We start from the raw sequence: 21,856 nt of genomic DNA, 5'->3' as shown, positions 1-21,856 counted from the left end.
AAAACTAGACAAAATTAACTAAAATTTTATAGAATAGTTAATTGAAGGTAAAAAAGGTAAGAGGTGTACACCAACTAATTCTGAATCTTTTTTCAAAACGCCTTTTTCCGCAACAAAAACGGTCCGAAGTTGATAATACAATGGATTGCGACGACTATAGACATTGTACGCGCCAATTTGAAATTTGTGCTCAGTTCCTTTTGGAGAGGTAAAATGAAAATTCAAGCCAAGGTCAAAACGATGATAGGCTGGTAAGCGCCGGCTGTTTTTAGGCCCATAATCAATCACGGTTACGGGCGGAGAAACCCCCGGGATTTCAACGGTAAATGCTTCGAGAGGTATATTGGTGGCCAAACCAGAACTAAAGGTCCAGGAGGCAGAAAGGTCAATTTTTGAGGAGAAATGTAAATCACTCCAAATTTTTAAATCGTGTCGATGGTCGTACTTGAAAGGATAACGTTCGCCGAGGTTGATTTTTGGAAAAACACGATCGGTACGACCCAGGGAATAAGCAATGTAAGCATCGAGGACTCGATTGTTTTTGCGCAGCATCAGGTCGAGCCCAAAAGCCCGGCCTGATCCAATGGTGATGTTTTGTTCCCAATCATCCAGAAAATCCGCGCCTTCTGAATAATTGACCAGGTTTTTCATTTGCTTGTAATAAGCTTCCAGGGCAATATTCCAGCCAAAGCTCAGGTTTTTTCGAAGACCCAGGGTATACTGCCAAGCCAATTCAGGGCCAATTTCACCCGTAGAAGGAACCCACAAGTCGGTTGGAAGCCCCACATTGGTACCAGATAAAAGATGCAAAAACTGGCTCATTCTGCTCACTGAAGCCTCCAGGTAAGTAGAATCACTCAAAAGATAGGAGAGCGCAAAACGAGGCTCAAGGGTAGAGTAATTCCGCTGATCCACATTCCATCCCGACCAGTTTAAACCATAATTGAGGTACAAACGGCGGGAAAACATCCGCTTTTCATTTTCCAGGTAAAATGCCCAGCCTGTGGTACGTACTCTACGGCTGATTTTTCCATCGGGTGAAATGTATTCCTGAAAATCGTCATCATACTCCTGAATACCAGGCACGAAATGATTGTGCTGTACACGGAGTCCAAACCGGACCTTGTTTCCAGGGGCTATGTCCCAGTGAAAATCACTACGCGCGCCAAAATCGCGAATGCTGGACAAATAACGGCCGTAATCTGCATCGAAGTGGGTTTTTGAACCGGCAACTGAATAGACCTTCACGGTGTCACTTGAAGCGGTGGCAATGTTGACATTGAGTTCGCTAAAGGTAAAAGTTGTGTTGGAAAATAATTTTTTTCCTAAAATATGACTCCAACGCAGAGAACTTCCTGTATTGGTCCAATATAGTTTCTCATGGTAGACTTTTCGGAAACGATAAATTTCGGGACGATCATTAATCAACAGGGAAAGGGTATCCTTGGAGTCTCCCGTGTTGCCAAAATGATCTTGCCCCCGGTAGAAACTGAAAAAAAGACGGTCTTTTTCTGAGAGCTCAATGTTGAACTTGGCGTTAAAATCATAAAAATTATAGTTGCTTTGGCCCCTTTCACCATTGCGTGACTTGTAGTGTTCGGAGTAGGGTTTGAGCATCCAATTCAGCAGGGAGGTGCGACCGGCGATCAATAAAGAACTTTTGTTCTTGACAATAGGCCCTTCAACGGCCAAACGACCAGATATCAGGCCCAATTCCCCACTTGCAGTCCAGAATTCTTTGTTCCCATCCCGCATCCGCACATCCAATACGGACGAGAGCCTCCCCGCATAACGGGCAGGAAATGCACCTTTTAGCAACTCGGCTGATTTGACAATGCTGGTATTAAAAACGGACAAGACCCCAACGGCATGGTTAAAATTGTAAACCGGCACATCATCAATGATCACCAGGTTGTGGCCCGCTTCCCCACCACGGATGAACACACCTCCGACACCGTCAGGTCCGCTTTGAACCCCGGGCAACATCTGTACTGCCCGGATCAGATCGGTTTCACCCCCAATTTTGGGCATGCGTTGCAATTGCTCCAAATCAAAGTTGTATTTTCCAATGTTCATGCCATCACTTTGCATCGCTGCAGGAATGACTACACCTTCAATTTGTTGACTTTCCCGGTGCATGTAAATGCGCAGAAAGGTATCTTGTTGTAAATTGATGCTAATTGTATCGTTATGAAAACCAATGTAGGAAACACTAATGCGGGTACGTCCTTGGGGTAGAGTCAGGCTGAAAATACCTTGCTCATTGGAGTGCGTGCCCTCATTGTGGTTGATGGCGAAAATATTGGTACCAATCAAGGTTTCTGAACTTCCCCCAATTTCTACAATTCCCTGAATGGTGAAACGGGACCGGATTTTGGGCGTCAGCATAACCCTGGTAATGATGATGCCTTCTGCTTCTGAACGGAAGGTGAGTCCAGTATTGGCTAAAATAGAATTAAGAATACTACGAATGTTTTGACGTTTAAAGTTTAAGGGGAAATTGTTGCGTTTAGGCAATTGGTTGTCCGCAAAAACAATATTCAGGTCAAAAGATTTGCGCAAGTGGTGCAGTGCCTTGGCGGGCGATTGGTCTTCAAAAGTAATCGATACGACGCGGTCAAGGGTTTCTTGGGCCTGTACAGCTGAAACCATTAAAAAACAAAGGATCATCAGCTTGGGTAGAAGTTTCCCCTTCATACTGCTGATTTCTGCAAAGCGATTATGTGAATGTGAAATATAATCGCTCTGTGTTGGTGATAAGCTAGCTTTAGCCTATTTTTATTTAGGACAAGACTTACCTTCCAAACGGAAAACCGTAGAACTTGTTTTCTCCAAATGGAAATATCCAGTTTTAGCCAATAATTTTAAACTGGTTTCTGGCCTGTCCAAATCAAACGTCCAGGTGAAAATACAATCAGCAATCTGGGGATCAGAGAATTCGAGGCGATAATCAGAATAACGGCGCAGAATCTCCTGCGCTTCGCCTAAAGTGCGGCCGGACAATTCTATTTTTCGGGTTCGCCATACCTGCGTAGAGGAAAAAACCTTTTTATCGCTTGATGATTTACTGACTTGCTTTTTAATCGAAGGAATATAACCTATAAAATTGGCTGGAATTTCAATCCTTTGATCATTTTTTCCTTTGCCCATCAAGGCAACCCGACCAGACATCACCTGAACTTCTGTTTGAGATTCCGTATTCAAAGCACGTACATTAAAACTGGTCCCCAAAACTTCAATTAAACCATGCGGGGTTTCAATGCGGAATGGCTGGTTGGGGTTAGATTGTACTTCAAAATACGCTTCTCCGCGCAATTTAACCTCACGAACCTTACTTCGGTTTAGTTTTGAATCAAAACTCAACTCACTATTTTGGCTCAGCCAAACCACTGAATGATCAGGCAATTCCACTTTTTTGATTTCCCGTTTATTGGTGCTTAAAGATTTGAAATCAGTAGTGTCGGAGCTGGGCCTCAATATCCACCAGCCTACCAGCAACAGGGCCGCAATTGAAGCTGCAAGCAACCAGCTTTGCGGAATTAAACGACGGCGAATTGGGGTTTCTGAACTATAATCCTTGTTTTCTTGAATTTTGGCTTGAAACTTTTTCCAATTGGCCTCCACATCCGGCTCAAAGGATTTTGATTTGTAATTGCCTGCTTTTTGCCAAATGGTCTCCAATTCTTTATTCAGCGCAGCATCATCCAGCCCTGCATCTGCACGCTTGGCTGGATCTACATCTCTATTTTTCCACTGTTGAGCTAAAAACCGAATCTTTTTTTCCATTGGCCTGAATATTGTGTGGGGTCTAGTACTGTTTGTTTTTCTTTAGACACAAAGTAAATCAGATACCCCTATATCCACACAGCGTTTTTCCTGTCAATTATGCCGTTTAGCAGACAAACGTAAAAAGATTTTAACTTCCCAACCAAAAGCTGAACAACAGCAGTCCACTTTTTAAGTAGGGCAAGAGCCGCTGGCGAAGATATTTAAGTGCTTTTGAAACCTGGTTCTCCACCGTTTTTTCAGCAATACCCAGCTCAGTGGCAATGTCGCGGTAGGATAGTTCTTCATACCGACTCAGAACAAACACTATCCGACATTTTTCTGGCAATTCATCAATGGCCGCATCGACCAGTTCCTGAAGTTCTTCAGTACGCAGTAGGTCTACAGCGTCACTTTCTTCAATAGCGATTTCGGGCATTCGCTCTTCGGAAGACCACAAACGATTATCCCGCAAGTGGTTGAGGGTGCGATTGAGTACTGATCGCTTCAGATAAGCCCGCAATGAAATGGAAATAGTGAGTTTGTCCCGCTTGCGCCACAATTCATACAATACTTCCTGCACCAGGTCCTGAGCCAGGTGTTCATCGTGGGCTACCCGATAAACGACCTGACACAATTCGCTGAAGTACCTGCGGAACAACCACTCAAATGCTTTTTCAGCATCTGTGGGCAACAAGTCAAAAAATTCACGGTCGTTGTTCGGCGGAGTCTGCAAACAGGCTTTGGTTTAGGAAATGAAGAATAAAGAAGCTGTTTGAGGTTATATCGCGAAAGCGAAAAGAAGACCAATTGAAGTCAAATGAGGCACGAAAAGCGGAGTTTAGTAGCGCTAAATGAGCATTTTCGGAACGAAATTTGACTTCAATTGGACCCTTTGGAGCTCGTGATATAACCTCAAACAGCTTCTAACAGGGAAGATAAAAAAGTTTGAACATGCGTTTAAACTTTTACTAATAATTTTTGCTCCAGTTGATTCAGGATGTAATAGGCCAGCATCCCCAACCCAAGCCCTAAAAAAGCCCCCAAATACACATCTTTGAAAAAATGCTGAACGAGGTACATCCTTGAAAACCCTACCAGTAAGGCTACACAAAAACAAGAGATACTCAACCAGGGCTTGCGAGGAAAACAAAATGCCAAAAATGAAAACAGGGCAAAAGCAGCCATCGTATGGCCTGAAGGAAAGCTGGTTAGGCCTTTGTTTATTTTTACGCCTGGTATCAATTCTAATTGAGCCAATAGTCCCTGTTGCTCAAAATACAAATAAGGACGAGGATGTTGAAACAAGGTTTTACCTACCCAGGCTACCAAGGAAACTGCTATACCTAAAAGGGGAACACCCCAGGCTGCCCGGCGTTTGTAAATGAATAATCCGAGGAACACGACCAGATATCCATAACCTTCACCAACTTTGGTGAACCAACGAAAAAACAAATCTGCCCCTGGACTTCGATGATCATTCACCTGAATCAACAAAGTACCTTGATCAGCAGCTAAGAATGGAATACCGCCCAGCAGGAAAAGTGCAAAGGCCACAAAAAACCAAGGATTATCCTTGAACAGCTTTGGCATTTCTGAATCGTTTCAAAAGGTTTTGTAAAAAATAACGCAGCCCTTCAAACAGGTTTAAGGGTTGGTCATTCATGGCCTTATACGTCAGCCAAATACCCAAGGGCATCAAAACAATACAAGGTATCCAGGCCGCTAAATAGGCGGAAACAACAAAGGTTTCAGCAATTTTACGGCAGAAGATGGTCAGGATTACAAAAAGCATAAAGAACACAATCGAAACCAATAGAGGATACCCAAATCCACCTTTTCGCACAATAGCCCCCATGGGAGCACCGATGAACATAAAAATAAAACAAACCGCGGCGATGCTGTATTTCATTTGCCAATCGTAAATGAACTTGACCCGGTTTTCCTTGGTTACGTCTAAAGATGCCGTGGTACTAAAGGTTTGATTCTGGATACCCCGGGCAGAGGATTCGGCCCGCCCCCGCAGGGTGGATTTGTCTGCATCGCTAAAGGTATCCGCAAATTTGGTCACTACCCCAATTGGTTTGACCCTTTTCAAAATGGTAGATCGAGCAACACCAATGCTGACGCTATGTGCAGAATCAAAAGTGGTTTCGGCTGGCGTTGAAACATTGAGTGGGGTAGGGCCTGAACCAGAACTGCTTACTTGATCACTCGCCTGGGCTTGGGCTTTTTTGAGCTCCTCCTTCAGGTAAGTACTATCAACCTTAAAAATGGACAAGTAGTTGGCCACATAATTGCCAGCGGTTACGGTGCGCTTATGGATGTCTAGCGCCATCGAATCCGCTGCAGCCTTGAGGGCTCGGGAGTCCATGGTTTGGCGGCTTTGTTTGAACAATTCCTCATTGGTACGGCTCAGCGAAAACTCACTCAGGTCGAAAACTTTGGTGAATTGTTTAAAACCGGTGCGGATAAAAGGGTATTTGCTTTGACTGCTGGTCTGATACCCCCTGGATTCAATGCATTGGGTGCCATTGCGCAACCGCATCACAAAAATGTTGCCCCCTTCAGCACTAAACATTTCTCCATCCTTGGCCGTAATTACGGTGTATTTGCCCGAATTCGATTCCGTATGGTCGTAAATGATCACATCTTTGATGGTTCGGCCATCGCCCATTTTTTTGCCAATGTGGATGGTGAAGCCTTGAAAGTCATCGTTGAATACACCAACATCCAGGCGTAAAGCTGGCTTGGTTTGTTGAATGTCCCACATCCGTGAACCAAATTTGAGATTGGCTGCCGGAATCAAATAATCGGAGCAATACCAAGAGAAGGCTACCGCAAAAACGGCAAAAACCAACAAAGGCCGCATGATGCGTACCAGTGACATTCCTGCAGACTTCATGCTGGAAAGTTCGTAATGCTCTGCATAATTCCCCATTAACATCACGGAGGAAAGCAAAATACCCAATGGAAGGGCCATCGGCACAAAACTCACTGCCCGATAGGACAACAATTCAATGACCGTAAAAAAGCCCAATCCTTTCCCGGCCAGGTCATCGATGTAAATCCACAGCATCTGCATCAACAACACAAACAAGGATACCGAAAAAGCCACTAAGAATGGAGGAATGAAGCTGGTAATCACCAACTCGTCGATCCTTTTTAACTTGGGCAATTTGCTCAAAATACTCATCCGCTACACGTTTCGCAACTTAAAATTATCCATTCACAAATACGATGCAATTTCCATGAAAAACGCTGCACTTGCAAATCGTTTTTTGAAAAACATGAATAAAGTAAGGCTTTCAAAGATTTTTCAAAAAAAATCCGACATTCTGTAACTTTATTTTTTTCCCATCGTCTTCCATTTGTTTACGCCCTGGAGGCAAAATTGTTTTGCCCCTCTATTTAGGATCTATGAACCCGACTGATTTTAAAAACACCATCCTGCCATACAAGGACAAAATGTTCCGCCTGGCTTTGCGCTTGTTGAACAAGCGGGAAGAGGCAGAGGATTTGGTTCAGGAGGTACTGATCAAACTCTGGCAACAACAGGATCGTCTGGCGGAGGTCCAAAACCTGGAAGCTTGGGTAATCCGCCTGACCAAAAATCAGTGCATCGATCGCTTGCGAGGCAGTAAAAATAAACACAAAGAATGGAAGGATGGCCTTGATTGGGCCGATTCCACTCCTTTACCCGATGCCCGCACCGAGTCGGCAGATACCATGAACAAGTTGCAAAAACTCATGGGACGTTTGCCCGAAAGCCAACGACTGGTCATGCAACTGCGCGATGTAGAAGGCATGAGCTACCAGGAAGTGACCGAGGCCTTGGATATTCCACTTGCCCAGGTGAAAATCAACCTGTTCCGGGCGCGGCAAACCATGAAAAGTATTTTAAGTAGTAGAACCCCACAAGTATAAATACCATGAAACAACAACAGATTCAATCCCTTTTGGACAAGTACTTCGCTGGCGAAAGCAGCCTGCAAGAAGAAGCCCAACTGCGGCAATTGTTACAAACGGAACCTATTTCGGAAGAACATTTGACTTACCGCGAGTGGTTTCAATTGTTAGACGAAGAGGCTGAGCTGAGTTTGGGTGATGATTTTGATGCCAAAGTGATGGCCTCAATCGAAGCATCCGCTAAACCCCAACCAGTTATTCGAAACCTTTCAACAAGCTGGATTTTGCGCATTGCTGCTGTATTCGCTCTGGTCGCTACAGGGTTGTGGTGGCTGGTTCGTTCAAATCCGGTAGAGGTGCCAGTTGTTGCAGAAGCAGAGGTAAAAGTCATCGATTGGTCCAAATACGAACCCAAAACGGTGGAAGAAGCTTATAAAGTTACCCGTAATGCCTTTCGCAAAGTAGCCACCGAATTCAACGAAGGCACCGCCATTGCCACCCAGGGTATTGATAAAATGGGGGAAATGGGGAAACTGATGAAATAAGTTGAGAAGGTCGAGGAAGGGTGAGAAGGTTTAGGCTGCCGCGAGCGATTTTGACAAAGACTTTGATTAAGTCGCTTGCGGTAGCCTAAACCTCCCTCAACCCTCTCAACCTCCCTCAACCAAAAAAACAATAAGACATCTTTTAAACCAAACAATATGAAAATCAAGCATTTTTTCACCCTGGCCATCATTGCTTTGGCCGCTCTAAATGGCCTAGCCCAAGGGACTACGAGTACCACCGCCAGCGCCATCGACAAGTATTTCTCCAGTTATGTAGAGGACAAACGTTTTGATGTGGTGTACATCAGTCCTAAACTGTTCCAGATGATTGGTCGGATCGATTCCAAAATTCTGGATATGGAGGATGACGCTGAAGCCAAAGCTGTGCTGGAAATGGCCAAAGACCTCCAAGGGCTGCGTATTCTGACCACCGAAGAAACGCCAGAAGTTTTTTACAAGGAAGCCAAATCCAAAATCAATACCAAAGAGTATGAGGTATTGCTGACTGTCCGCGACAAAGATGGTGACAATGTGGAATTTTTGATCAAGGAAAGCAACAACGTCATTCAGGAACTACTGCTCCTGTCCGGTGGTAAAGATGAATTTGTGCTCCTGAGCTTCATGGGCAACCTGGATTTGAACAAAATCACCCGTTTGGCCAAAGAAATTGAGAAAAAATGAGAACTGCAATCCTCCTTCTGACCTTGGTAGCCCTGAGTTGCAGCTTATCTGCTCAAAGCTCAGTGGGCGAATTTTACCAGAAATTCAAAAAGCAGGACGAAGTTACCAACTTCAAATTACCGGGTTGGTTGGTTTGGATTGGCACAGGACTCGTGTACAATAGCATTAAGGACGAAGAAACCCGCACCTGGCTGCGCCTGGCCCGTAAGTTGGGGAAATTTCGCCTGATGCAAAGTGAAAACAGCAACAGCATCACCAAGGAGGATTTGTCGAATTTCGTCAACGGGCTCAGAGGCAACAATGGATACGACGACCTGATCTACGTACGTACCGAAGATACTGACCTCAACATCATGATTCGGGAAGGCTCCAATGGTCGGCTCAAAGAACTACTCGTGGTGGGCAGCGATGATGGTGAAACCATCTTTTTGAGCGCCAAAACCCGCCTGCGGATGAAGGACATCAACGAGGTGCTGGATCACTACCTGAAGGAACTGGGCTGGAAAGCCAAAGCCAAAGCCAAAAAATTACCTCAAGCCTAGCTGCTGCCTAGCAGCCTAAACTCATCAACATCATGAAGAAGATTATTTTTAGCCTGGCACTGCTAGGCCTGGGCTTCGCCTTGCCTGCTCAAAACCAGGTGGTACAGGATTTTATGCGCAAATTTGGTAAATATGAACAAGCTACCCGCCTCAATATCGGCGGCTTGTTCCTCAAACTCGCTGCCAAAGACAGCAACGACGATGAAGCCATGCGCATCATGCGGAGCATTTCCAGCCTGCACTTGCTCAATTTTGACGAGGGAAACCCTGTCGAAGCCAACGACGTCAACCACTTGATGGAACAACTACGGGCCGACAAATTTGAGGACCTGGCTTATTTCAAAGGGGAGGATTCCCATGTCCGTTTTATGATCAAGGAAAGCAATGACCTGATTACGGATTTGGTGATGATCGTCAAAGGTGACAAGAATTTCCTCTTGCTCAACCTGGAGGGCCGCCTGAAGTATACCGACTTAAATGACTTCAACATGGAGGTGAACGGCAGCAAGGAGTTCAAACGACTGCCAGAAGATCGGAAGAAGTTGCCGAAGAAGGTGTGAACTTAAGTGAATTAAATAAAATAGGGTCAAATTTTGAGCTCAAAATCTGACCCTATTTTATTTATAGGAGATATTTCCAATTTACGGCTCCACCGCCCCTTCCACTTTGATCTCCTTCAACATCTCCATATACTTATCGCGAATCGGAGCGAATTTTTCCATTTCAGCTTTAGGCAGGGGCTCTGGTGGTGGCAGTTTCAGGCCATTGTGGTTGACCTGGCGGCCATTCATCCAGAAGCGGAAACAAACGTGAGGGCCAGTTGCCAAACCCGTTGAACCCACGTACCCAATCACCTGACCTTGTGAAACCCGTACACCTGGGCGAATACCTCTTGCAAAGGCCTGCATGTGCAGGTATTGCGTTTGTACCTGACCAGTGTGTTTGATTTTGACAAAGTTGCCATTGCCACCCCGGCGGGTAGCTTCCAGCACTGTCCCATCACCCACAGCAATGATCGGAGTGCCATAAGGTGCTGTATAATCTGTACCAAAGTGAGGCCTTACTGTACCCAAAATCGGATGCAAACGACGCATATTGAAACCCGAAGAAATGCGTACATACTTGACCGGAGCACGCAAGAAGCCTTTTTTCATTGGGCGACCATCCTGATCGTAATAGCCCGTGTATTGTGGGCTTTCGTAGTAGAAAGCAAAGTTTTCTTTATTATTGGTTTTGTACAAGGCCGCATGTACCCGACCAGGGTCAACTGGCTGACCTTCTACATAGTGTTGATCGTACACTGCTTTAAACTCCTCACCACGATTGAGGTGGTGGAAATCCACGCTCCATTTCAGTGCTTCTTCCAGGGATTTGATCAGGGCAGGGTCTGCACCGCTACGCTCCATGGATTCCCAAAGGGAAGACTCGACAATTACGCCCGAGGAGCGGATGGCAGTAGTGATTGGTCTTTCCACTTTTTCAATGAACAGTGAATCTTTGAGGTGGAAAACGTAGTATTTGTACAAATTGGGCTCATAGATCATGTAATCAGGCCCTTGAGTAGAATCTTTGGATAAAATCAGGTAGGGCTTCCCTGCCGTAAGATCGCGTACATCAAACACATCACGGCTATTCCGCACCAAGTTATCAATGTCGGCATATTCCATGTTATGGCTCACCAAAATGTCTCCCAGGTTTTCACTGCGGTGGAACTCTGACTCAAATACCTGGAAAGTATCGAGTGCAAAACCGTACTTGATGGTTGGAACCACTACCGGAAAAGCACCAATGGGCGCATTGCGGTCTTTGCCCAGTAAAGAAGCCTTGAGGTGGCGGGAAGTGCTTGGTGAAACGGCTAGCGTTAAAATCAATCCCAAGCCAAGTGTACCGATTATGACCCACGTCCAGTTGAGCCGCGTGAGTTGCTCACGCAGTTTAAAAGGAATTTTTGTGTTCAACACTGTTTGCAGTTTATAGGTCTAATGCTCGCTATCGATTACCGTGCGAAAGGGGGGATATGTGAGCACTGCCTAATGTTACGAATAATGCCTTTGTGCAAATATAGAACAGAGAACGGAAGGACAAAAGGAATGTTGTAATTTTTACCACTCCTAACTGATTCTTTTTTATCCACAGCACAGTGTCCACCGCACAAGTCTTGTATATTTGCGGCACATTTTGTCAACCATAAATTTAAAAATGGACCAATACCGCTATGATCAACGGGGTGTTTCGGCCAGTAAGGACGAGGTACACGCGGCGATCAAAAATCTGGATAAGGGTTTGTATCCCAATGCTTTTTGTAAAATCATTCCCGACGTAGCGGGTATGGATCCCGAGTATTGCAACTTGATGCACGCCGATACTGCCGGCACCAAAACCAGCTTGGCTTACCTGTACTGGAAAGAAACCGGCGACCTGAGTGTGTGGAAGGGCATCGCACAGGATGCCATTGTGATGAACCTCGATGACATGGGCTGTGTAGGCTGTATTGACAATATTTTGCTTTCTTCCACCATTGGTCGGAACAAAAACCTCATCACGGGCGAAGTCATCAGCGCCCTCATCAATGCGACTACAGAATTGGTCGATCAACTGAATACCCTGGGCATCAACGTATTTTTGACCGGGGGAGAAACCGCTGATGTAGGCGACATTGTACGCACCATCGATGTGGGTTATACTGCTTTTGCGCGTATGCCTCGTGCAGACGTTATCAGCAACAACATTCAGGCGGGCGATGTAGTCGTAGGCTTGTCTTCAGCGGGGCAGACAACTTATGAAACTGAATACAACGGAGGTATGGGCAGTAATGGCCTGACTTCGGCCCGGCACGATGTGTTGGCTCATGACTACGCGACAAAATACCCCGAAACCTACGACCCGGCTACTCCGGAAAATTTGGTCTATTCCGGCAAACGTAAATTGACCGAAACCATCAACATCCAGGGGCAGGAAATCCCGATAGGCAAATTGATTTTATCACCTACTCGTACCTTTTTACCCTTTATCAAACCCCTGCTGGAGCAACTGCGCCCCCACATTCACGGCATGATTCACTGCACGGGGGGCGGCCAAACCAAGGTTTTGAAGTTTTTGGACAACAAAAAAGTAGTCAAAAACGACCTTTTACCGACTCCACCACTATTCCAACTGATCCAGGCTGAATCCGGAGCTACTTGGAAAGAAATGTACCAGGTGTTCAACATGGGGCAACGCCTGGAGGTGTACCTGCCTGCTGCGTATGCTCATCAAGTAATCGAACTGGCGCAATCTTTCAACATTGAGGCCAAAGTGGTGGGGCACGTGGAAGAAAATCCATTCAATCAGGTCAGTATCTTCAGCCCTTATGGACACTTCGAATACCAATAAACCCAAACGGGCACCTGGTCGTCGCCAAAAAGCAGCGGCGATCCTACAAATCCTGGAGGATCTGTACCCTGAAACGCCCATTCCCTTAACGCATAGCGACGCCTACACTTTGCTGGTAGCGGTATTGCTTTCTGCTCAATGCACAGATGAACGAGTCAATAAGGTCACACCCCATCTTTTTGCCCTGGCCGACAATCCCGCCGCCATGCAGCAACAATCCGTAGCGGCAATCGAAGACATTATTCGCCCTTGTGGCCTGGCACCCCGTAAGGCCCAGGCAATCTGGGATTTGTCGGGCATTTTGTTGCGGGAACACGGGGGGGAAGTACCCGAATCATTTGCAGCACTAGAAGCTTTACCAGGGGTAGGGCACAAAACCGCCTCGGTGGTGATGAGCCAGGCTTTTGGCGTACCCGCTTTCCCTGTGGATACCCACATTCACCGCCTGGCCGAACGCTGGGGGCTGAGCAGTGGCAAAAACGTAGAGCAAACCGAAAAGGATTTGAAGGACCTTTTCCCTCGCGAAAAATGGAACAAACTGCACTTGCAAATCATCTTTTTTGGTCGGCAATATTGTCCGGCGCGGTGGCATAAGCGAGAGGAGTGTCCGATTTGTAGTTTGTATGGGAAAAAGGAAGCCTGAAGGTTTAAGTATGATTTTTTTAGCCATGCAACCTTTCTTTGTTTAGATTCACTATAATAGGGACGAAATTTTAAAATTGGTTTTGTTGGGCTTTTCGGGATTAACCGAAACAGCTCCAACAAATATTTGCCTTTTATGTATTATGAAAAAAGTGAAATTTAATTGGTTTGCTTTGGCCATTTTTATTTTTCCCATGTTGGCCAATGCTCAAGGCAATTGGGAAAATTGCGCAATTGGGGACACTTGTTTTATGGTGCCCTCCAAAGATACTGAATTGGCAGTCAGCTTATTTAGATCTGAATTGAGAGTTAAATCTGCCACCTTGGTCATCATGCATGGTGCAGGCAAATTTGATAGAAAGGATTATGCTCCATTGGCACAAAAAATGAGGAATCTGGGATACAATGTGATTATTTTTGACAAAAGAGGCACCGGACAATCAACAGGAAAGTTTTTAGAAATTCACATAAGTAATGCAGAGGAGGTTTTTACGTTATTGGCTGCCGATGTGGTAGCCATTATCCGGCACTTGAAAAATATTCCAGGTATGGCAAGTGATCCTGTTGGCCTGGTAGCCACCAGTCAGGGTGGTTGGGTATTTCCCAAGGTTGTTCAAATGACTTCGGAGGTCAAATTTGCGATTAGCCTTTCAGGCCCTGCGGTCAGTTTTGGCGAAGAGGTTTATTACAGCAAATTGACAGGTGATGAAAAGCCTCTTGTTGAAAACAATAAAGCTGTTGATTTCGAAGCAACCCACCAGAATGTAAAAAACTTTAAGGGAAGAAAAGGTTTCGACCCTGGCACCGACCTCCTGAAACTGGACATTCCAGTCTTGTGGATTTATGGCCAACAAGACAAAAGTATACCGGTTTTATTATGCCTTGAAAAAATTGAACAACTAAAAAAGGACAATTTTAAAGTTCTATTGTATCCAGAGGCCAACCACAGCTTGGTTAATGTAAAAACCCAAAAAGTGGAGGATTATCTCAAAGATGTAAAAAAATGGATAGATTCCATTGCATTCTTTTGACATAAATTGGAAATCGCTCTATTGATTTCATACAACAAAAAATACTGTTCATACGATGTATACTCATTTAATGCGTTTTTTCCTCATCCTGGTGTCAGGGCTCTGTTTGGGTCAGACTTTTGCTCAAAACAAAAAACATCAGGAAATCATCAAACAATCCGCACAATTCTCCGCTTATTACGTGGAAGGGAATTTTGAAGGAATGGCGAATACGTACACTGAAGACGCCATGATTTTTCCACCTGGGAAAGACATTCTGGTTGGGAAAGCGGCCATCCGAAATTTTTGGGAAAGCTTACCGAAAACCAATATTCTTTCACACAAAAGTGTGCCCGAAAAGCTCATCATTAAAGGCAATGAAGCCCATGACTATGGTTATTATTTTGTCCAAAGCCAAAAAGAAGAGGAAGCCCCTGGCCCGGTTTTTTCTGCCAAATACTACATCATTTGGGTAAAAGAAAAGGGCAAGGGCTGGAAAATGAAAATGGACATGTGGAACTCGCGGAACGCGGATTGGAACAAATAAAAATAGAGACAAATTAGATGCATAAGAACAATACAGACTCCATCAAGCCCCTCTATCAATCCCAAATCTTTACCCACTTCGCCCAGTACATCCGTCTTTCACCCGAGTTAAAGGCCGAATTGGCCCACCGCATCAGCATCGTCCAATTCAACAAAGGAGACCTCGTGCATTCCGCCGACAAAATCTGCAAGGCCAGTTACTTCATTCAAAAAGGGCTGCTCCGCACCTATTATCTGAAAGAAGAAAAAGAAATCAGCGAATACTTCTGCGCTGAAGGGGAGTGGGTCAACTCGCCCCGCAGTTTTATGCAGCAACAATTGGACATTTACAGTATCGACGCCATTGAACCTACCTTGGCTTTTAAACTTCAACTCCATGACCTGGGGTACCTCTTCGACCATTTCCCTGAAATGGAACGGTATGCCCGCCTATCGATGGGTGGAGTGTTGGGGCATTTGATGGAGCGGGTCACTTCCTCGCGGTTTACCAGTGCAAAGGAAAAATACCAACACTTTTGTGAAGCCTATGCAGACATTTACCACCGTATTCCCCTCGGGATGGTGGCTTCGTATATGGGCATTACCCAGGAAACCTTGAGTCGAATTCGGGCCGAAAAGTAGTTTTTGATCTAGGTCAAAAATTATCCAAATTCCTAATCTCAACTTTGCCATCTAAATTCTAACAAGATGAGCAAAGCACTTTTTACGACACTATTGATGATAGCTTGTTTTTTACCTTCTTTCCTTTTGGCTCAACAAATCCTGCCAACAGCTAATGTGGAGAGTAAATTGTATTTGGGTAAAGGCAAAAAACAGCCCTTAATTGTAGGCTTAGGGGGCTCGGAAGGCGGCAATGCCTGGGCCAGTGAGTACTGGAAAAACACTCGGGATCAATTCATAGCAAGAGGCTACGCTTTTTTGGCACTTGGCTATTTTGGGGCAAAAGGTACCCCGGAGCAACTTAATAAAATTGCCATCGATGAAGTCTACGCCGCTATCGAAATTGCGGCGGCAGCCAAGGGCGTCAACTCCAAAAAAATTGCAATTGTTGGTGGTTCCCGAGGTGGCGATCTGGCTTTATTGCTGGCTGCACACTATCCCGATATCAAATGTGTGATTGCCCTGGTGCCCAGTCACGCGGCTTTCCCAGGAAATACCAATCATTTGTCGACTTCGGCCTGGACCCACCAGGGGCAGGAATTACCCTTTGTCCCCGTCAATGAAGCCGCTTTTTCCCATTTGATGAAACGGGATTTGAGGGCTGCCTTTACGGCCATGCTGCAAGACAGCCTTGCTGAAGAAAAGGCGCTGATCAAAGTGGAAAAAATCAATGGCCCCATTTATTTACTATCTGCTACCCTCGACGAAATTGCACCCACCACGCCCATGTGTGAAAAAATGATGAACCGATTGAAAGAAAAGGGCTTTAAGCACCATTACGAGCACTTGGCCGTAGAAGGTGGGCATGCGGAACCGCTGAAGTATTTTGAGCGGGTATTTGCGTTTTTGGATAGGAATTTTAAAAGGAAAAAATGAATTGGAATATAAAAGCAACTCACTTTTTCCTTTTAAAAACTATCCTTGATTGTCGCTTTACTTAGTGGTACTCCACCACTAAGTATTAACTGACTTATTGGATTAGCACTTTTTTTACCGCAAAGCCTTCATTCGTACGAATCTGTACAAAATAAACTCCGCTTGGCAAATTGCTATTGGTGGGGATGTTTTGTAAATCAGCGGTATTGGTTATGTTTTGGATCAGTTTGCCTAGATTGTCAAATACACTAATGCTTTCCACTGTTGTTTTGATATCCTTGACCTGAATACTGAAATTGCCATTGCTGGGGTTTGGGAAAATGTGAATCGAGGCATTCAAGGCATTGTTGATGTCCTTTACACCAGTCACAATAGCTGGAAGCTCAGAAAGTGAATTGGAGTACAAGGAATTGAACTCCGTGGAAACAAACACCCGGGTGGTGACAAAGGAAATGCGGTGTACACTGGTGTAACTCGGCAAATTGAACTGATTCCCTCCGGCAATCCAGGTTTGGCCATTATCCGACGTAGCCAGCAAACCACCTTTGTAGCTGGCAAAAATATAGCCGTTGTAATAGGCCATGTCCTGGATTTTGCTGCCATCCAGGCCCATCAAAGTGGTATGTGAAATGGAGGTAGCCGCCGTTGTAGCCCAGCTCGCTGCATCAAGATTGGCTACAAATACGCCCGCGCCATCGGTTCCGACAAATAACTTGTTGCCATTGGTGGCGACTGAGGTCACCCGCAGATTGCCTAGTCCAGAGTTGGCCGCAGTCCAGACACCTCCAGCTGCTTCACGGATGAATACCCCTTGGCCCAGAGTACCCAGCAGGATTTTATTGCCAAAAAAGGCCATCGAGCTGAGCAGCGTATTGCTGGGCAACCCTGCTTGAATAGAATTCCAGGTGGAACCGTTCAATTGAAAGACCCCGTAACTGTCGTCCAGGATGTAGATGTTGCTGCTAGAGGTGTAGATTTTTTTTATGTTCAAATCGAGCAAACCACCATTTAAGGCTGTCCAGGTTTTTCCGGTGTCCGCGCTGACAAATACCCCCGCATTTTGGGTAGCAGCGTACAGGTTCCTACCAAAAAATTTAAGATAGGTAACGTTGAGGCTATCCTTCAAACCCTTGTTGGCACGTACATAGGAGGAGGCCAGATCCCTGCTGACGAAGACCCCTTTTTCAGTTGCAGCTACCACGATCCGTTCGCCGCTGGCTTCCAATGCGTAGGTTTGAAGGTTGTTGAAGTTGGTATTACGGCTCACCCAGTTGAGTGTACTGGCTGGAGCGGTATAAATGCCCTCAACCCGGGTGCCGAGCAATACAGTCGTCCTGAAGCCCAGCACTACGGTAACATCGCTGGTTGCCAATCCGGTATTTGCTGGAGTCCAGGTGGCACCTGTGGTGGAAGTATAAACCCCTTTGTTGGTAGTCAAAAACCAATTGTCGCCATTGTTTCCGATGGCGCGCATGTTGGTTCCGGATGGCAGCCCAGTTTGGATGCTCCGATAATTGATGTTCCCCGTCACATTGCTGGCGTTGGACAAAATGAACAAGCCATCCTTATTGATCACCGCCAGTTCATTGGTTTTGGCGTTGTAGGAAATGGAGTTGGTGCCATCCACGTCAAGGGTTTTTCCATCACTGAAGCTATCCCAGGCGCTTCCATCTTTGGTAACGTATACCCCACCTTCGCGAGAAGAGGCGATGATGCGGTTGCCGAGTTTCAACAGGCCGGTTACCGTTGTACCGTTTAGCCAGGCACTGTTCAGGGCTTTCCAGTTGGCCCCCTTGTCAGTGGTTTTGTACACACCTCCACTTTCTGTACCCGCAATCAGGGTATTGGCATCCAGGGCGACCAGTGATGTAATCCTCAAATTGGTCAATCCATTGCTGATCCTCACCCAATGTTTGTCGGTGCCAACTACACCGCTGTAAACGTAAACACCATCGTCGAGGGTTCCAGCGAACAAATTGGTGCCAGAATGGGTCAGGGCCGTTATTTTCCCACTTCTCAAACCCACAGGTAAAGGTCGCCAATTGCTCAGTGTTGAGTTGGTACTTTCATACACTCCGCCATTAAAAGTTCCGATGTAAACGGTAGTATCATTGGCGATGGCTACACTAACTGAGCCACCAAATGGGCCCTTTGAACCAAAATGAGCCCAAAGCACCCGGCTGGGAAGCATGAAGAGTGCCAGCAGAGCGAGTATATTGATTGGAAAAAGGCATTTGTGTTTCATGAATGAGTGGTATTGGGTGTTAAATATAGTCGGCCACGGAAGTTACGATCATTCATAACTGAACATGGCCGGGATGTTGTTGGCGATTTTTTTTCCAAGAGCAGCATTGTTTTCAGCAGCAGTTTTTACACTTAACGAACTGGCCTGATTCAGGGTGACTCCTGTAAAAAGTTTGCTATAATCTACGATAAGGTGCCCATATACATAAGCATCCTCTTCAATGGTAAATTCTTTTTCGCCCAGTTGGACTTGTACATAGTTGGCATTGGTGCCGATTTTATACACAAAAGGCACGGGAGTTTTATTCATGGTGAGCGAAGTGTCGATTTTCCCCTGAACGTTTAAAAAAACGTATCCGCCGGGTTGGGCTGTGTTTCCCCACCACATGCTGGGCTGATTGAGAATAGCGGAATCGCTTGGGATTGTAGGATTCAAGGCATTGGTATTAGGAGGAAGGCCCACTTTAAAGCGGATCGACTTGTATTTGCCTACGGGGACTTGACCGATCTCGTAGGTGTGAACTTTGAGATTTTTTAAGAAACTTTTGTTCTTGATCGCATACACGGAGCCGTCAGCTTTGACCAACTGTACGTCCGAAATGTAAAGCTGTGAAAAGTCCAGAGACATGCTGCGGCCCTCGGGCGTTTCGTAATTGATACCGTACAAGTCTACTTCCTGTAAACCGACATAGGCGTGTAAGTGCAGCAGGAAGGTGCCTTTTACAGTAGGCTCCTCGGGTTCGATGGCCTCATTGGTACAGGCTGCAAGGAGGAATAGAGACAATATTGGCAATAGGTTTTTCATGGTCAACTCAGCGCATTGAAACTTGTGTAAAATTGGCATTAGGCATTAACTTGCAAAACACAAAACATTGAGTTTGCACTTTATCCTTTACTGCATTTACGGTGCCAGGGTTGCCTTTTCGGGTCGACAAAAGCGCGAACAAATGTTAAAACTGACACTCGAAGCGCTAAAAAACAGCTCAAACCATAACCTACCGAGAACAGTACCTCCTCAAAAATTGTATCTAAGTATGGCAAATCCGTCAAGCGTATCGTTGTTCAAAAAACAATTGGGTACAATGCTCATCCTAATGAATAAGATTATGAAGCACACAAAGTTGTAAAGTAAAAAGTAAAAAGAATGGCGATAAATGCTATTTTGCCTTGGCAATCGGATTAGCCTTACTGGTGATGGGGGGGAGATTTTGGAGAAGAACACGGAGTAATTTTTATGTTTAAGGATAAGGTCAAAACTTTGGACACCCATTTTTAATGTTATTCCTAAAAGAGCATAAAATACCATGGAATCAGCACTAGCTATGATTGGCAAAACAAAGGTGGTAAAGGTTAACGAAATTTTTATCAGCCAGGGAATGATTTGCAAAAATGTGTATTACGTCAAAAAAGGTATTGTACGTTGCTTTTACATTACTGATGATGCCGAAGAAAAAACCATCATCTTCAGAAAAGAATCGGACTTTTTCGGTATTCCAGAAGGTCTTCTTGAAAACAAGGCAACAAAGCAGTTTTGGCAAGCCTTGGAAGATTGCGAACTGTACGAGATTAGTCATGATTCGATTGAGAAAATGAGCCAGGACAATATAACGTTAATGAAAATCAGATTAGAAATTGCTCATAAAATGACGCTTCAGGCCGTAAAAAGAGTTGAGAGTTTTGTTTTGTACTCGCCATTGCAACGCTACCAAAATTTAATGGACTCACAACCTGAAATCATACAAAGGGTAGCAGACAAACACATCGCTTCTTTTATTGGGGTTACTCCAGTTTCGTTGAGCCGTATTCGAAAACGATTGACCGAAAATATTTAGCGTTTGTTTGAAATCGAAATTAGCGTTTGTTAATTTTTAGCTCGATTCACCCTTGTAACTTTGCAGTGGATTCTAAATTTAAAAACTTCAATTTCAGAATGAAGTACCACTGCTATTCCTTTTTATTCTGGTTAAGTTCTGTTGGTGTGTATGCCCAGCAGCCGTTCTCACTAAGCGATTGTATTGACTACAGTCTCTCAAAGCACGCGACGCTAAAGGTTGAAGAAAACAATTGGTTAATTGCTAAAGAAAAAGGAAAGCAGGCCCTCGCCACTTACCTACCTCAAATCAGCAGTTCAGCAACCTTTGTGGATAACCTTAAACTTCAAACCACTGTAATACCCGCAGGAATAGTTAGCCCCGCCGAAGTGGAAGTATCCTTAGGTACACAATTTAATACAAACGCTGCGATCGATTTTACACAAACAATATTTGATAAATCAAAAATCGCTGGCATTAAAGCCAATAAACCTTACCAACAGCTTACTGAACTCCAAAAACAACAAAATCGGGAGAATGTTGCCTACAATGCAGCGGTGGCATATTTTCAGTTGCTGACCTTACAAGAACAGCAAAAAATATTGCAAAACAACAAAGTGGAATATGAAGCCGCTTTAAAAACACTGAGTACTCAGGTGAAATTGGGCGTGGTGCTTCAAAAGGATTACGACCGTGTTTTGGTAAGTTTAAATTCAACCAACTACCAAATAGAAGATGGTATTGCGAAGGAAAAAGTGGCCATAAATTCCTTAAAAAATGCAATCGGGATGCCGCTCAACGAGCCTTTGACGATTAAAACCGACCAAAATTTTGAAGCCTTTGCCATCCCCAATTTGTCTTCAGATTACGATCCTGCCAATTCATTGGAAATGAAAATGCAAGACCAGCAAGTCAAATTGCAAAGCATAGATATTGAAGCAAAAAAAGGTAGTTTTTTACCTGTGGTAACGGCTTTTGGCAAGTATGGTAGTCAGTCTTTAAACAACGATTTCAGCGAGGCATTTTCAAGCTGGTCCGGGTATTCCTATATCGGATTGTCGGTTAATTATCCACTCTTCAATGGTTTAAAGCGGAAAAGTGTGGTGGAGGAGGCTAAATTAAATTTAGATAATGACATCAGAAACCACCAAATCACCAAAGACAATTTGACCTTGCGTTACCAAAATTCGGAAGTTTCTTTGCGTACGGCTTACTCAAGTTACAAATCGAGCAAAGAAAATATGGAATTGGCA

General features: G+C 44.9%; 21 protein-coding genes. 13 read left to right on the top strand and 8 right to left on the bottom strand.

Features of this window, described 5'->3' with window-relative positions; all coding sequences use genetic code 11:
* Positions 1–18: 18 nt before the first annotated feature.
* The 5 genes from SFV55_RS14390 to SFV55_RS14370 all read right to left on the bottom strand — a co-directional run bounded on the left by SFV55_RS14390 (position 19) and on the right by SFV55_RS14370 (position 6,961).
* Entirely contained in the window at positions 19–2,697 is a 2,679-nt protein-coding gene (locus SFV55_RS14390; protein WP_320030212.1) for a carboxypeptidase-like regulatory domain-containing protein, read from the bottom strand.
* 81 nt (positions 2,698–2,778) lie between these two features.
* Positions 2,779–3,786 carry a FecR family protein gene (locus SFV55_RS14385; protein WP_320030211.1) on the bottom strand — a complete coding sequence of 336 codons (1,008 nt, stop codon included), beginning with the start codon at positions 3,784–3,786 and terminating at the stop codon, positions 2,779–2,781.
* 130 nt (positions 3,787–3,916) lie between these two features.
* Positions 3,917–4,501: an RNA polymerase sigma-70 factor gene (locus SFV55_RS14380; RefSeq protein ID WP_320030210.1), complete on the bottom strand. Its 585-nt coding sequence runs from the start codon at positions 4,499–4,501 to the stop codon at positions 3,917–3,919.
* A 224-nt stretch (positions 4,502–4,725) separates the two neighbouring features.
* On the bottom strand, positions 4,726–5,358 hold the full coding sequence (locus SFV55_RS14375; RefSeq protein ID WP_320030209.1) for a phosphatase PAP2 family protein: 633 nt from the start codon (positions 5,356–5,358) through the stop codon (positions 4,726–4,728).
* Entirely contained in the window at positions 5,336–6,961 is a 1,626-nt protein-coding gene (locus SFV55_RS14370; RefSeq protein WP_320030208.1) for an LptF/LptG family permease, read from the bottom strand. Before SFV55_RS14370 ends, SFV55_RS14375 begins: the two co-directional genes overlap by 23 nt.
* Before the next feature lie 224 nt (positions 6,962–7,185).
* Between SFV55_RS14370 and SFV55_RS14365 the strand changes: the two genes are divergently transcribed.
* The 5 genes from SFV55_RS14365 to SFV55_RS14345 all read left to right on the top strand — a co-directional run bounded on the left by SFV55_RS14365 (position 7,186) and on the right by SFV55_RS14345 (position 10,002).
* Positions 7,186–7,692: a sigma-70 family RNA polymerase sigma factor gene (locus SFV55_RS14365; protein ID WP_320030207.1), complete on the top strand. Its 507-nt coding sequence runs from the start codon at positions 7,186–7,188 to the stop codon at positions 7,690–7,692.
* Between the two features lie 5 nt (positions 7,693–7,697).
* The gene (locus SFV55_RS14360) at positions 7,698–8,219 is read left to right on the top strand and encodes a hypothetical protein (protein ID WP_320030206.1); all 522 of its coding nucleotides are present in this window, start codon (positions 7,698–7,700) and stop codon (positions 8,217–8,219) included.
* Positions 8,220–8,375: 156 nt separating this feature from the next.
* On the top strand, positions 8,376–8,900 hold the full coding sequence (locus SFV55_RS14355; protein ID WP_320030205.1) for a DUF4252 domain-containing protein: 525 nt from the start codon (positions 8,376–8,378) through the stop codon (positions 8,898–8,900).
* Complete coding sequence (locus SFV55_RS14350; protein WP_320030204.1) at positions 8,897–9,442, top strand: DUF4252 domain-containing protein; 546 nt, start codon at positions 8,897–8,899, stop codon at positions 9,440–9,442. The genes SFV55_RS14355 and SFV55_RS14350 overlap by 4 nt, the downstream gene beginning before the upstream one ends.
* Positions 9,443–9,474: 32 nt before the next feature.
* Complete coding sequence (locus SFV55_RS14345; RefSeq protein WP_320030203.1) at positions 9,475–10,002, top strand: DUF4252 domain-containing protein; 528 nt, start codon at positions 9,475–9,477, stop codon at positions 10,000–10,002.
* 81 nt (positions 10,003–10,083) lie between these two features.
* Here the strand turns inward: SFV55_RS14345 and SFV55_RS14340 are convergent, their stop codons facing one another.
* Positions 10,084–11,403, bottom strand: a complete 1,320-nt coding sequence (locus tag SFV55_RS14340) for a peptidoglycan DD-metalloendopeptidase family protein (protein WP_320030202.1) — start codon at positions 11,401–11,403, stop codon at positions 10,084–10,086.
* A 238-nt stretch (positions 11,404–11,641) separates the two neighbouring features.
* Between SFV55_RS14340 and SFV55_RS14335 the strand changes: the two genes are divergently transcribed.
* The 6 genes from SFV55_RS14335 (at position 11,642) to SFV55_RS14310 (ending at position 16,548) form a co-directional block, all read left to right on the top strand.
* On the top strand, positions 11,642–12,814 hold the full coding sequence (locus tag SFV55_RS14335; RefSeq protein WP_320030201.1) for an AIR synthase-related protein: 1,173 nt from the start codon (positions 11,642–11,644) through the stop codon (positions 12,812–12,814).
* Positions 12,792–13,457 carry an endonuclease III gene (gene nth / locus SFV55_RS14330; RefSeq protein ID WP_320030200.1) on the top strand — a complete coding sequence of 222 codons (666 nt, stop codon included), beginning with the start codon at positions 12,792–12,794 and terminating at the stop codon, positions 13,455–13,457. Before SFV55_RS14335 ends, nth begins: the two co-directional genes overlap by 23 nt.
* Before the next feature lie 151 nt (positions 13,458–13,608).
* Positions 13,609–14,487, top strand: coding sequence for an alpha/beta hydrolase family protein (locus SFV55_RS14325; protein ID WP_320030199.1), 879 nt, complete (start codon positions 13,609–13,611; stop codon positions 14,485–14,487).
* A gap of 55 nt (positions 14,488–14,542) precedes the next feature.
* On the top strand, positions 14,543–15,013 hold the full coding sequence (locus SFV55_RS14320; protein WP_320030198.1) for a YybH family protein: 471 nt from the start codon (positions 14,543–14,545) through the stop codon (positions 15,011–15,013).
* Positions 15,014–15,030: 17 nt separating this feature from the next.
* Positions 15,031–15,633 carry a Crp/Fnr family transcriptional regulator gene (locus SFV55_RS14315; protein WP_320030197.1) on the top strand — a complete coding sequence of 201 codons (603 nt, stop codon included), beginning with the start codon at positions 15,031–15,033 and terminating at the stop codon, positions 15,631–15,633.
* A 66-nt stretch (positions 15,634–15,699) separates the two neighbouring features.
* On the top strand, positions 15,700–16,548 hold the full coding sequence (locus tag SFV55_RS14310; RefSeq protein ID WP_320030196.1) for an alpha/beta fold hydrolase: 849 nt from the start codon (positions 15,700–15,702) through the stop codon (positions 16,546–16,548).
* 94 nt (positions 16,549–16,642) lie between these two features.
* Here the strand turns inward: SFV55_RS14310 and SFV55_RS14305 are convergent, their stop codons facing one another.
* Together SFV55_RS14305 and SFV55_RS14300 are read right to left on the bottom strand one after the other, a co-directional pair.
* Entirely contained in the window at positions 16,643–18,793 is a 2,151-nt protein-coding gene (locus SFV55_RS14305) for a T9SS type A sorting domain-containing protein (RefSeq protein ID WP_320030195.1), read from the bottom strand.
* Between the two features lie 48 nt (positions 18,794–18,841).
* Complete coding sequence (locus SFV55_RS14300) at positions 18,842–19,597, bottom strand: MbnP family protein (protein WP_320030194.1); 756 nt, start codon at positions 19,595–19,597, stop codon at positions 18,842–18,844.
* Between the two features lie 499 nt (positions 19,598–20,096).
* Between SFV55_RS14300 and SFV55_RS14295 the strand changes: the two genes are divergently transcribed.
* Both SFV55_RS14295 and SFV55_RS14290 read left to right on the top strand, forming a co-directional pair.
* Positions 20,097–20,624, top strand: coding sequence for a Crp/Fnr family transcriptional regulator (locus tag SFV55_RS14295; protein WP_320030193.1), 528 nt, complete (start codon positions 20,097–20,099; stop codon positions 20,622–20,624).
* 98 nt (positions 20,625–20,722) lie between these two features.
* Positions 20,723–21,856: TolC family protein (locus SFV55_RS14290; RefSeq protein ID WP_320030192.1), on the top strand; the 1,134-nt coding region annotated here is incomplete at its 3' end.

The sequence above is a fragment of the Haliscomenobacter sp. genome, assembly GCF_033763495.1.
Taxonomy (GTDB): Bacteria; Bacteroidota; Bacteroidia; order Chitinophagales; family Saprospiraceae; genus Haliscomenobacter.
This window is presented reverse-complemented; position numbering and strand designations above follow the sequence as displayed.